The 12,232-nt window shown below is 59.2% G+C and carries 13 protein-coding genes and 2 pseudogenes; 12 read left to right on the top strand and 3 right to left on the bottom strand.

Annotated features, from left to right (window positions below):
- The 8 genes from ACIPIZ_RS25225 to ACIPIZ_RS25190 form a co-directional block, all read left to right on the top strand.
- The coding region (locus ACIPIZ_RS25225) for a thiamine pyrophosphate-dependent enzyme (RefSeq protein WP_401168059.1) at window positions 1-414 on the top strand (414 nt) is incomplete at its 5' end.
- A 145-nt stretch (window positions 415-559) separates the two neighbouring features.
- Entirely contained in the window at window positions 560-1,342 is a 783-nt protein-coding gene (gene hyi / locus ACIPIZ_RS25220; RefSeq protein WP_150647092.1) for a hydroxypyruvate isomerase, read from the top strand.
- A 156-nt stretch (window positions 1,343-1,498) separates the two neighbouring features.
- Window positions 1,499-2,392, top strand: a complete 894-nt coding sequence (locus ACIPIZ_RS25215; protein WP_007919937.1) for a 2-hydroxy-3-oxopropionate reductase — start codon at window positions 1,499-1,501, stop codon at window positions 2,390-2,392.
- Window positions 2,393-2,541: 149 nt separating this feature from the next.
- Window positions 2,542-3,816 (top strand): glycerate kinase, encoded by a 1,275-nt coding sequence (locus tag ACIPIZ_RS25210; RefSeq protein ID WP_401168056.1) that lies wholly within the window; start codon window positions 2,542-2,544, stop codon window positions 3,814-3,816.
- On the top strand, window positions 3,813-5,228 hold the full coding sequence (gene pyk, locus ACIPIZ_RS25205; RefSeq protein WP_401168053.1) for a pyruvate kinase: 1,416 nt from the start codon (window positions 3,813-3,815) through the stop codon (window positions 5,226-5,228). The genes ACIPIZ_RS25210 and pyk overlap by 4 nt, the downstream gene beginning before the upstream one ends.
- 143 nt (window positions 5,229-5,371) lie before the next feature.
- A complete protein-coding gene (locus ACIPIZ_RS25200) occupies window positions 5,372-6,286 on the top strand; it encodes an urea transporter (RefSeq protein WP_401168051.1) in 915 nt (304 codons plus the stop codon).
- A gap of 21 nt (window positions 6,287-6,307) precedes the next feature.
- Entirely contained in the window at window positions 6,308-7,132 is an 825-nt protein-coding gene (locus ACIPIZ_RS25195; protein WP_064390891.1) for an ion transporter, read from the top strand.
- Window positions 7,133-7,236: 104 nt separating this feature from the next.
- Window positions 7,237-8,235: a sulfate ABC transporter substrate-binding protein gene (locus ACIPIZ_RS25190; RefSeq protein ID WP_034151535.1), complete on the top strand. Its 999-nt coding sequence runs from the start codon at window positions 7,237-7,239 to the stop codon at window positions 8,233-8,235.
- 270 nt (window positions 8,236-8,505) lie between these two features.
- Here the strand turns inward: ACIPIZ_RS25190 and ACIPIZ_RS25185 are convergent, their stop codons facing one another.
- Window positions 8,506-9,126: a hypothetical protein gene (locus tag ACIPIZ_RS25185; protein ID WP_401168048.1), complete on the bottom strand. Its 621-nt coding sequence runs from the start codon at window positions 9,124-9,126 to the stop codon at window positions 8,506-8,508.
- Window positions 9,127-9,358: 232 nt separating this feature from the next.
- Here ACIPIZ_RS25185 and ACIPIZ_RS25180 point away from each other — a divergent pair, with 232 nt between their 5' ends.
- A complete protein-coding gene (locus ACIPIZ_RS25180) occupies window positions 9,359-10,546 on the top strand; it encodes an MFS transporter (RefSeq protein ID WP_253485218.1) in 1,188 nt (395 codons plus the stop codon).
- Window positions 10,547-10,615: 69 nt separating this feature from the next.
- On the opposite strand, the gene ACIPIZ_RS25175 is transcribed toward ACIPIZ_RS25180, so the two are convergent.
- Window positions 10,616-11,020, bottom strand: a complete 405-nt coding sequence (locus ACIPIZ_RS25175) for a type II toxin-antitoxin system HicB family antitoxin (protein WP_122844880.1) — start codon at window positions 11,018-11,020, stop codon at window positions 10,616-10,618.
- Window positions 11,020-11,232, bottom strand: coding sequence for a type II toxin-antitoxin system HicA family toxin (locus ACIPIZ_RS25170; RefSeq protein ID WP_064390886.1), 213 nt, complete (start codon window positions 11,230-11,232; stop codon window positions 11,020-11,022). Before ACIPIZ_RS25170 ends, ACIPIZ_RS25175 begins: the two co-directional genes overlap by 1 nt.
- A gap of 185 nt (window positions 11,233-11,417) precedes the next feature.
- On the opposite strand from ACIPIZ_RS25170, the pseudogene ACIPIZ_RS25165 reads away from it, so the two are divergent.
- The 3 genes and pseudogenes from ACIPIZ_RS25165 to ACIPIZ_RS25155 form a co-directional block, all read left to right on the top strand.
- Window positions 11,418-11,496 (top strand): annotated as a pseudogene (locus ACIPIZ_RS25165) (short-chain dehydrogenase); the annotation flags it as partial.
- A gap of 41 nt (window positions 11,497-11,537) precedes the next feature.
- Window positions 11,538-11,654, top strand: a pseudogene (locus tag ACIPIZ_RS25160) (LysR family transcriptional regulator); the annotation flags it as partial.
- A gap of 83 nt (window positions 11,655-11,737) precedes the next feature.
- A complete protein-coding gene (locus ACIPIZ_RS25155; protein ID WP_007919953.1) occupies window positions 11,738-12,205 on the top strand; it encodes a helix-turn-helix domain-containing protein in 468 nt (155 codons plus the stop codon).
- The last annotated feature ends 27 nt before the right edge of the window (window positions 12,206-12,232 follow it).

Raw genomic sequence — 12,232 nt, 5'->3', positions numbered from 1 at the left:
GAACTGGCGGTCGGCGCTCAGTTCAATCTGCCGTACATCCACGTTGTGGTGAACAACTCGTACCTGGGTCTGATCCGTCAGGCGCAGCGCGGGTTCGAAATGGACTACTGCGTGCAGCTGTCCTTCGATAACCTGAACGCGCCGGAACTCAACGGTTACGGTGTTGACCACGTCGCAGTGGCTGAAGGCCTTGGCTGTAAGGCGCTGCGTGTATTCGAACCATCGGAAATCGCCCCTGCCCTGCGCAAGGCCGAACAGATGATCGAAGAGTTCAAGGTGCCGGTGATCGTCGAGATCATTCTGGAGCGTGTGACCAATATCTCCATGGGTACCGAGATCAACGCCGTCAACGAATTCGAAGACCTGGCGCTGGTCGGCAACGATGCGCCAACGGCGATTTCGCTGCTCGACTGATCCGCCATGGCCTGATGCTCCTGTAGGAGCTGCCGCAGGCTGCGATCTTTTGATCTTTGTTGTTAACAGATCAAGATCAAAAGATCGCAGCCTGCGGCAGCTCCTACACAGGGCCATCAACATTAATTTGCAACGGGAGACCACCATGCCGCGTTTCGCAGCCAACCTGTCCATGCTGTTCACCGAACAGGATTTCCTTGCCCGTTTCGACGCCGCCGCCAAGGCTGGCTTCAGCGGTGTCGAGTACCTGTTCCCGTACGACTTCAGCTCTGCCGAAATCAAGGCCAAACTCGACGCCAACGGTCTGACCCAAGTGCTGTTCAACCTGCCGGCCGGTGACTGGGCCAAGGGCGAACGTGGTATCGCGTGTTTGCCAGATCGGGTCGAAGAGTTCCGCGCCGGTGTCGATCTGGCGATTGCCTACGCACAAGTGCTGGGCAACACCCAGATCAACTGCCTGGCCGGTATCCGTCCGCAAGGCGTTGACGATGCCACGGTAGAAAAGACCTTCGTCGCCAACCTGAAATACGCCGCCGACAAGCTGCAAGCGGTGGGCATCAAACTGGTGATGGAAGCAATCAACACCCGCGACATCCCGGGCTTCTACCTGAACAACACGGCGCAAGCCCTGTCGATTCGCGAGCAGGTCGGCAGCGCCAATCTGTATCTGCAATACGACATTTATCACATGCAAATCATGGAAGGCGATCTGGCCCGCACCCTGCAATCGCACCTGGGCGAGATCAACCATGTGCAGCTCGCGGACAACCCGGGGCGCAACGAACCAGGCACCGGTGAAATCAACTACCGCTTCCTGTTCGAACACCTCGACCGCATCGGTTATCAGGGTTGGGTGGGTTGCGAATACAAGCCGCTGACCACCACTGAAGCAGGCCTCGGCTGGCTGAAAACCCACAACGCAATCTGACGCAGATCCCCTGTAGGAGTGAGCCTGCTCGCGATGAATTCACCTCGGTACACCTGATGTACCTCAGCGCCTGAATCGCGAGCAGGCTCACTCCTACATAAAAGCAACAGCTTTCCCCTATTTGCTTGAGCAAGACAAAAACAAGAGGATTTTCTCATGGCTAAAATCGGATTTATCGGCACCGGCATCATGGGCCACCCAATGGCTTCGAACCTGCAGAAAGCCGGTCACAGCCTGTTCCTGTCGGCGCACCACGACGCCGCCCCTGCCGACCTGGTTGCCGCTGGCGCCGTCGCCCTGGCCAACCCGCGCGAAGTCGCGCAGGAAGCTGAATTCATCATCGTCATGGTCCCGGATACCCCACAGGTCGACGACGTACTGTTCCGCGCCGACGGCGTTGCCGCTGGCCTGAGCAAAGGCAAAATCGTGATCGACATGAGCTCGATCTCGCCTACCGCCACCAAAGCATTCGCAGCGAAGATCAACGAGAAAGGCGCGCAATACCTCGACGCACCGGTTTCCGGCGGTGAAGTCGGCGCCAAAGCCGCGACCCTGAGCATCATGATCGGTGGCGACGCCGATGCCTTCGAACGCGCGCTGCCGCTGTTCCAGGCCATGGGCAAGAACATCACCTTGGTCGGTGGCAATGGCGACGGTCAAACCGCCAAAGTCGCCAACCAGATCATCGTTGCCCTGAACATTCAGGCCGTCGCTGAAGCCCTGCTGTTCGCTTCGAAAAACGGTGCCGATCCAGCCAAGGTGCGTGAAGCGCTGATGGGCGGTTTCGCCTCCTCGAAGATCCTCGAAGTGCACGGCGAGCGCATGATCAAAGGCACCTTCGATCCAGGCTTCCGCATCAGCCTGCACCAGAAAGACCTGAACCTGGCCCTGCAAGGCGCGAAGGAGCTGAACATCAACCTGCCGAACACCGCCAACGCCCAGCAAGTGTTCAGCACCTGCGCAGCGATCGGTGGCAGCAACTGGGATCACTCGGCGCTGATCAAAGGTCTGGAGCACATGGCTAACTTCTCGATTCGCGACAACAAATAAGCCTTCATCAAACCTGTAGGAGTGAGCCTGCTCGCGATGAAGTCACCGCGGTGAGTCAGATTTACCGCGCCGCCTGGATCGCGAGCAGGCTCACTCCTACAAGGGATCTGAGTTGCCCTTTCGAATAACAAGAATTCCGGGAGCCCGCCATGTCGGTCGATCCGCAACAACTGCTGCGCGAGCTGTTTGCCACAGCCATCGACGCGGCCCATCCGAACCAAGTCCTCGAAGCCCATTTGCCTGCCGATCGCAGCGGTCGGGTGATCGTCATCGGTGCCGGCAAAGCCGCTGCCGCCATGGCGCAAGTGGTCGAGCGTTGCTGGGAAGGTGAAGTGTCTGGCCTGGTGGTGACCCGTTACGGTCACGGCGCCCCGTGCGAAAAAATCGAAGTGGTCGAAGCCGCGCACCCCGTCCCGGACGCTGCCGGCCTGGCCGTGGCCAAACGTGTGCTCGAACTGGTCAGCAACCTGACTGAAGACGACCGCGTGATCTTCCTGCTCTCCGGTGGTGGCTCGGCCCTGCTGGCGTTGCCGGCCGCAGGCATCACCCTCGCCGACAAGCAGTCGATCAACAAAGCCCTGCTCAAATCCGGCGCGACCATCGGCGAGATGAACTGCGTGCGCAAGCACCTCTCGGCGATCAAGGGCGGCCGTCTCGGCAAGGCCTGCTGGCCTGCCACTGTTTATACCTACGCGATTTCCGATGTCCCGGGCGACCTCGCCACGGTCATCGCTTCCGGCCCGACCGTGGCCGATCCAAGCACTTCCGCTGAGGCGCTGGCAATCCTCAAGCGCTACGGCATCGAGATCCCTGCTTCAGTGCGCAACTGGCTGCAAAGCCCGGAGTCGGAAACCGTCAAACCCGGTGACCCGAGCCTCGCGCGCAGCCACTTCCAGTTGATCGCCCGTCCTCAGCAATCGCTGGATGCCGCCGCAGTGAAATGCCGTCAGGCCGGTTTCAGCACGCTGATCCTCGGCGACCTCGAAGGTGAGTCGCGCGAAGTGGCGAAAGTCCACGCCGGTATCGCCCGCCAGATCATCAACCACGGCCAGCCATTGGCGGCGCCGTGCGTGATTTTGTCTGGCGGCGAAACCACCGTGACCGTGCGCGGCAATGGCCGTGGCGGACGCAACGCCGAATTCCTCTTGAGCCTCACCGACAACCTCAAAGGCCAGCCCGGCGTCTACGCGCTGGCCGGTGACACCGACGGCATTGATGGCTCGGAAGACAACGCCGGCGCGATCATGACCCCGGACAGCTACGCCCGCGCCGCCGCCCTCGGTTTGAGCGCCAGCGACGAGCTGGATAACAACAACGGCTACGGCTATTTCGCGGCGCTCGATGCGCTGATCGTCACCGAGCCGACCCGCACCAACGTCAACGACTTCCGCGCCATTCTGATCCTTGAGAGCTGCAAATCATGACGCCTGATAAAAAGGTCAAAATCCTCGCCACCCTCGGTCCTGCTGTCGATGGCATCGAAGACATCCGTGAACTGGTCAAGGCCGGGGTGAATATCTTCCGCCTGAACTTCAGCCACGGCGATCATGCCGACCACGCCAAGCGCTATCAGTGGATCCGCGAAGTCGAGCGCCAGCTCAACTACCCGCTGGGCATTCTGATGGACTTGCAGGGGCCGAAACTGCGCGTCGGCAAGTTCGCCGACGGCAAGGTGCAGCTGCATCGTGGTCAGGCCTTCCGTCTCGATCTGGACGCGACACCGGGCGATGAGCGCCGGGTCAATCTGCCGCATCCGGAGATCATCGAAGCGCTGGAAGCGGGCATGGATCTGCTGCTCGACGACGGCAAACTGCGTCTGCGTGTGGTCAGCAAATACGCCGACGCGATTGATACTACCGTGCTCAACGGCGGCGAACTGTCGGACCGCAAAGGCGTCAACGTACCGCAAGCGGTGCTCGACCTCAGCCCGCTGACCGCCAAGGATCGTCGTGACCTGAGCTTCGGTCTGGAACTCGGCGTGGACTGGGTCGCGCTGTCGTTTGTGCAGCGCCCGCAAGACATCGTCGAAGCCCGCGCACTGATCGGTGACAAAGCCTTTCTGATGGCGAAAATCGAGAAGCCTTCCGCCGTTGAGCAACTGCGCGAAATCGCTGAATTGAGCGACGCGATCATGGTTGCTCGTGGCGACCTCGGCGTCGAAGTGCCGGCGGAAAGCGTGCCGCAGATTCAGAAAAACATCATCACCACCTGCCGCGAACTGGGCAAACCGGTGGTGGTGGCGACGCAAATGCTCGAGTCGATGCGCTTCTCCCCTGCCCCGACCCGTGCCGAAGTGACTGACGTTGCGAACGCCGTGGCCGAAGGTGCCGATGCGGTGATGCTGTCGGCAGAAACCGCGTCCGGCGAATACCCGCTGGAAGCCGTGCAGATGATGAGCAAGATCATTCGTCAGGTGGAGAACGGTCCGGATTATCAGACTCAGCTCGACGTCAGCCGGCCGAAGGCGGAAGCGACGGTTTCCGATGCGATCAGCTGCGCGATCCGTCGCATCAGCAACGTGCTGCCGGTGGCGGTGTTGGTCAACTACAGCGAGTCGGGTGCATCGAGTTTGCGTGCGGCGCGGGAACGGCCGAAAGCGCCGATCCTCAACCTGACGCCGAACCTGCAAACCGCGCGGCGTCTGAGCGTGGCGTGGGGGATTCATTCGGTGGTCAACGATCGCCTGCGTCAGGTCGACGAAGTCTGCTCGACCGCGCTGGAAATCGCCCAGGCCCAAGGCATGGCCGAGCGTGGCGACACGCTGCTGATCACTGCCGGCGTGCCATTTGGCCAGCCGGGATCGACTAACTCGCTGCGGATCGAAACGTTGATTTAACCGCCCACCATGATCGTTCCCACGCTCCGCGTGGGAATGCGGCCCGGGACGCTCCGCGTCCCAAGAGCAGACGCAGAGCGTCCTTTGAGGCATTCCCACGCAGACGGTTCGACGTGGGAACGATCAGTACCGAATGAACTGCCATGCCTGCCAATCATTTCAACACCCACTGCCCCGACTGGGCCGAGGCTTTGCTCAACGGTTTCAGTCAAATATTCCTCCAGCGCCATCCGCTGTGCGGCCTGCTGTGTCTGTTGGCGATCCTGCTGACCGCACCGGTGCTGTTCGCCGGTGCGCTGCTCGGTGCCGTCGCCGGATTGCTCACCGCGCAACGCCGCAACTACGCCAAGGCTGATCGTCAGGCCGGATTGTTCAGCTACAACGCCATCCTGCTCGGCCTGCTGCTGAGCCTGTATTTCCCTTGGTCGCCGCTGCTGCCGCCGCTGATTCTCGCCGCCGGCGGCTTGAGCGCGATGGCCACGCAGCAATGGCTCAAACATGTGTACCGCAGCCGATCGATTCCGGCCTACACCTCGCCGTTCGTGGCGCTGAGCTGGGTTCTGCTGCTGTTCGCCGAACCGTCAGCGCCGATGGCGCACATCGAGATGAACACGCTGAATCTGCTCGCCGCCGAACTGCGCGGTCTGGGTCAAGTGATGTTTCTCGGTCATCCGCTGGCCGGCGCGCTCATCGCCATTGGTTTGCTGATGGCTGATCGCCGGGCGTTTTGCTGGGCAATGCTGGCGTCAGCCATCGGTCTGGCCTCAAGCCTGCTGCACCACGAAACCAGCGCTGCGCTTTTAGGTTTGGGCAGCTACAACGCCGTGCTGGCCGCCCTCGCCTTCAGTGCGCAACGCCAACAACCGTGGCTGCCACTACTCGGCATCGTCCTGGCGCTGCTGGTGACGCCACTGTTTGCTGCCGTTGGCCTCGCCACCCTGACCGCGCCGTTCATCCTCGCCGGCTGGCTGATCCGCGCCGGCATCCAGATGCTCGGCAAAACCCCGGTTGAGCGTGCGCCTTGCGCTCATGGGGAGAATCAACCTAGGCTGCGCTGATCTTCGATTCAGGCGTTATCCATGGACAGCAGCAACAATTGGCGCGAACGGCTTTACGTGATGATTTTCCAGAGCGACACCCTTGCCGGGCGTCGCTTCGACGGCATCCTGCTGTTGATCATCCTCTCCAGTCTGGTGATCGTGATGCTCGACAGCATCGACAGCATTCACCAGAACTACGCCGACGTGCTGGCCTACATCGAATGGGGCTTCACGATCATCTTTCTCGGCGAGTACATCCTGCGTCTGTATTGCTCACCGAAGCCGTTGCGCTACGCCTTCAGCTTTTACGGGCTGGTGGATTTGCTGGCGATCGTGCCAGGCATCCTCGCCCTGTATTACAGCGATGCGCAGTACCTGCTGATCATTCGGATCATCCGCATGCTGCGGATTTTCCGCGTGCTCAAGCTCAGCCCGTACCTCAAGCAAGCCAACTATTTGATGTCGGCGCTGCGTGGCAGCAAGCAGAAAATCGTGGTGTTTCTGGTCAGCGTCTGCACGCTGGTGACGGTGTTCGGCACCCTGATGTACGTAATCGAAGGCCCGGAACATGGCTTCACCAGCATCCCCAAAGGCATCTATTGGGCGATCGTCACGCTGACCACCGTGGGCTTCGGCGACATCGTGCCGAAGACCCCGTTGGGCCAGGTGATTTCGTCGCTGGTGATGATCACCGGTTACTCGATCATCGCCGTGCCGACGGGGATTTTTACCGCCGAACTGGCCAACGCCATGCGCGGTGAACAGTTGCAACACGACTGCCCGGTGTGCAAGAAAAACAGCCACGAGCATGGCGCGGCGTTCTGCTCGCGATGTGGCAATGCCTTGTTCAAGAAACTGGAATAAGCAAAGAGCTTTTTAATCTTTAAACGACTATGCGTGCCCCGTTATAGTCAGTGGCAATTGAACATCACCCCCTGCTCCTACACAGATAAAACAAGGAATGCGCAGTGAAAAAACTCTTTGGCGCCTCACTTCTCGCCGCCGGCCTGGCCTTGGCCAACATCGCCCAGGCAGCCCCGACGCTGCTCAACGTTTCCTACGACGTGATGCGCGATTTCTACAAGGACTACAACACTGCGTTCCAGAAACACTGGCAAGCCGAGCACAACGAAAACATCACCGTGCAGATGTCTTTCGGCGGTTCGAGCAAGCAAGCGCGTTCGGTGATCGACGGCCTGCCCGCTGACGTCATCACCATGAACATGGCCACCGACATCAACGCTCTCGCCGACAACGGCAAACTGGTCCCGGAAAACTGGGTCACGCGCCTGCCGAACAACAGCGCGCCGTTCACTTCGGCCACGGTGTTTATCGTGCGCAAAGGCAACCCGAAAGCCCTGAAAGACTGGCCGGATCTGCTCAAGGACGGCGTGCAAGTGATCGTGCCAAACCCGAAAACCTCGGGTAATGGCCGCTACACCTACCTGTCGGCCTGGGGTTATGTGCTGAAGAACGGCGGCGACGAGAACAAGGCCAAGGACTTCGTCGGCAAACTGTTCAAGCAGGCGCCAGTGCTGGACACCGGTGGCCGCGCCGCCACCACCACGTTCATGACCAACCAGATCGGCGACGTGCTGGTGACCTTCGAAAACGAAGCCGAAATGATTGCCCGCGAGTTTGGTCGTGATCAGTTTGAAGTGATCTACCCGAGTGTTTCCGCTGAAGCCGAGCCACCGGTGTCGGTGGTCGACAAAGTGGTCGACAAGAAAGGCTCGCGTGCGGCGGCGGATGAATACCTGAAGTACCTGTGGTCGCCGGAAGGTCAGGAAATTGCGGCGGCGAACTACCTGCGTCCACGTGATCCCGCGGTGTTGGCGAAGTACACCGATCGTTTCCCGAAAGTTGACTTCCTTTCGGTGGAGAAGACCTTTGGTGACTGGCGTACGGTGCAGAAGACTCACTTCAATGATGGTGGGGTTTTTGATCAGATTTATAGCGGGCAGTAAGGTTTAAGCTGACATGAAAAAGGCGATCCGCAAGGGTCGCCTTTTTTGTGGGCGCTTTACCCTCACCCCAGCCCTCCCGAAACGTCGGACCGTCCAGAGGGAGAGGGGGCCAACCGTGGGATGCTCAAAAGATTTTCCGACCTGAAAGTGCTGCTGTGAATCCATAATCGCTGCAAGTCTTTCAGGTCGATGTATAGCGCCAGACACCTCGGTCAGTCCCCTCTCCCTCTGGGCGGTCCGACGTTTCGGGAGGGCTAGGGTGAGGGGCTTCTACATCGGCGGCGTCACTCCATCCTTCCCCGCAGAAATCGATTGCGCCGTCAGCGTGCCATCCGCACTCTGCGTCACGAACGTAACAATCTTCACCCCAACCTTCAGCAAGCTCCGATCCCCCGGCATCAAATTAACGATCGGCACATCCTCCGGCACCAGTATCTTTTGCTGTCCGCCCTTGTAATTCACCGTCAGCACCCGCCCGTTGCTCACCACCAGATCGCCGACGCTGCCATTGGTCATGCTGCTGCCCTTGGCCAGATCGAACGGTCGATGACCGTCGCCGCTACCCGCCAGCTCCGGCGGAAACACATGCACTTCCAGCGCCTTGAGCGTGCCATCCTCCTGCGACATCGCCGCCGAACCGATGTAGCTGCCGGGCTTGATGTCTTCGATATTGGCCAGAGTAACGCCGCGGACTTTGGTGTCGCCGGTCAAGTGAATCACCACGTTCTCGCCGCTGTTGACGTTGACTTTCAAGCTGTCTGCGCTGACCCCGGTGATCTCGCCGCGTACGCCGAGGCGCATCCCCGGTGCATCAGCGGCCTGCACGCTCGTCGCGCCGAGCAGACTGATCAGGACAATCGTTGCGGTATGGCGAAGCGTCTGACGAAACATTGCATTCCTCCGGTGATCTACGTGGAACAACCGATGCAAACATAAGCACGCTATCGAAGAAGATGTAAGTGAATGTATCATCAGCCCTCAACGGTCGGACGCAAGGTTCGCCCCGAATGGCCACGGCCGTCATTACCCGACGTAATAACTGATATCAACCGAAGGCTGCTTCTGCCCGTTCGGTTTGTCCCTTAGCCTCACCGCATTCCTTTCGCTGGATCGAGTAACTCCTATGATCGCCACGACTCACGCAATGACCCGAGGCATGGTGCTGCTGTTCGCCTTCTGCTGCGGCGCCATCGTTGCCAACATCTACTATGCGCAGCCAATCATCGGCCTGATCGCGCCGGACATTGGCCTGAGCGACACCATGGCCAGTTTCATCGTTTCGCTGACGCAGATCGGCTATGCGCTGGGCCTGTTTTTTTTGGTGCCGCTGGCGGACCTGCTGGAAAACCGTCGGTTGATGATCATCACCACCGTGGTGGCGATTGCCAGCCTGTTGGCGGCGGCGTTTACCGATCAGCCTAATGTGTTTCTGCTGATCTCGTTGTTGGTCGGCTTCAGCTCGGTGTCGGTGCAGATTCTGATTCCTCTGGCGGCGCACCTTGCTCCGGAGGAATCCCGTGGCCGTGTGGTCGGCGGGATCATGGGCGGTTTGTTGCTGGGGATTCTGTTGGCGCGACCGGTATCGAGCGTGGTTGCAGATCACCTCGGCTGGCGGGCGATGTTCATGATTGCTGCCGCATTGATGGCGGCGATCAGCGTGGTACTGGCGCTGACCGTTCCCAAGCGCCAACCGGATCACAGCGCCACCTACGGCCAACTGATCGGTTCACTGTGGACACTCCTGCGCCAGCAACCGGTACTGCGCCAACGGGCGTTTTATCAGGGCTGCATGTTCGCCGCGTTCAGTCTGTTCTGGACCGCTGTGCCGCTGGAACTGGCGCGTAACCATGGCCTGTCGCAAAGCGAAATCGCGATCTTTGCTTTGGTCGGCGCCATTGGTGCCATCGCCGCGCCGATCAGCGGGCGCCTGGCCGACGCCGGCCACACCCGCATCGCCTCGCTGCTGGCCATGATCTTCGCCAGCCTGAGCTTCCTGCCCGCCTTCATCCACCCCGCCTACAGCGTGATCGGCCTGGCCGTAACCGGCGTGGTGCTCGACTTCTGCGTACAAATGAACATGGTGCTCGGCCAACGCGCGGTCTACTCGCTGGACGCAAAGAGCCGTGGTCGTTTGAACGCGCTGTACATGACCAGCATCTTCATCGGCGGCGCCTTCGGCTCGTCGGTCGCCAGTGCGTTGTATGAGCATGGCGGCTGGTTGTGGATCGTGATTGTCGGCAGTGCGTTCCCGCTGTTGGCATTGTTGCGGTTTTTGAGTGTTTCGCAGCGTGGTTCATTGGCGACTGCGTGAAGCGTCAAAAGCTTCGCGAGCAGGCTCGCTCCCACAGGTTATTCACTGAGCCTGGGGGAGCGAGGAAGCTTAATAACGAACCAGTTTCTCCATTGCCGCATCCGCCAGAAAGGAGGAGCGGCTTTTGACGTTGTGTTCGCGCACATAACGATCGATGCGCTGAATCACGTAACCGGGGAGCGTCACGTTGACCTTCTCGGTCTTGCCCAGATACGGCGAGATATCCAGTTCCAGCATGCCCCAGCCCATATCGGCGAATTCCGGATTACTGCGATGAGCAGATGCCGATGTCGGCATAGGAATCGACTCACCGTCCGCCGCAATTTCTTGCAGCATGATGTGGGCGATTTCAACCGCCGCATTGTAGGCATCTTCAAAGCTATCCCCTGCCGTTACTGCGCCAGGAATATCAGGGATCTGAATACCGATGGCGGTATTTTCATCACCCCATTCGATGCAGATTGGATATTGCATTACGGATCTCCTTCATAACTGGCTGGCGGGTTGTACAACCCGGCACGCCTCCTGATGCTTTTGACCGTCCCCAGTGGCAAATCCTTTTTCGGGTGAGGAACGGGAATCGTGTACGGGTTGTATCGGTGCCTGAAGATGTGATGACTGCCAGTGACCCGATCCAGCGTCCAGCCTGCATCCTCCAACTCCTTGATCAATAGCCTGCTCTGCACCAACCGCCTCCTTGCCTTGGCCTCACAAAAATAACTCTAGAGTTATTTTTACTCAAGCATAGAAATTCTGGAAGCGACGCCCGGTTGTTTTACAGAATGTGATTGATTGCATCGCAACCGGACCCGATTACACTCAGCGGCTCACATCCAAAGCCCTGAACAATGGAAGACCAGAAGGGATTGTTATGGCAATGGCAGTTTCTACCTTCAGAACAGAGTGGCTTCATCACCGGGCAGACATTGTTCGTCGATGGCGGCTCCTAGGTCGGTAAAGCCTCGTTTTAATCAATACGACTCCCCTGTAGGAGTGGACGCTGCCGGATAACGATGTGTGGGCGGTTTTTCCGACGGGGCAGATGGCGAGTGCCAAGGCAAGGGCGATTGTTGAGTGTGTCCACGGGCTTCTAGTGAGCAACCATTGACGCGTAACGTTTCGTTTATTGCGATTTTCGTTTAATTCGAATAACGTCCCGACATTGTCTTTTCAGAAAGCTGGAAAACCATCATGTCGATTGTTATTCATCCGCCGGTCACCCTCCCCGTAGAGCGCGAGATCAAAGCCGCCATCGAGGGCCAGCGTGCCTTGGCCGCTTACCTCGCTACCCAATTCGAAACCCAGCACATACATATCTTCGATGAGCAGAACGAAGCTCATCGTGTCGAGTTGCCAACGTCCGCCCTGCGCTTGCTTGCTGACATTCTTACAGCGCTGGCAGAGGGCAACGCCGTTAAAGTCGTGCCAGTACACGCCGAACTGACCACCCAAGAAGCCGCCGACCTGCTCAACGTCTCACGCCCGCACATGATTAAACTGCTGGAAAGTGGCGAGATTTCCTACCACAAAACCGGCAAGCACCGACGTGTGCGCTTTGCCGATCTGATGGATTATAAGACCCGGCGTGACAGCGCCAGCGAGCAGGCAATGATGCTTCTCGCAGAGCAGGCACAAGCGTTAAGGACAGGTTACGAGTGAGGCATTCCTCTTTCACTGCTGCCTCGC

It is taken from the genome of Pseudomonas sp. NPDC087690 (assembly GCF_044743175.1).
Taxonomy (GTDB): domain Bacteria; phylum Pseudomonadota; class Gammaproteobacteria; order Pseudomonadales; family Pseudomonadaceae; genus Aquipseudomonas.
This window is presented reverse-complemented; position numbering and strand designations above follow the sequence as displayed.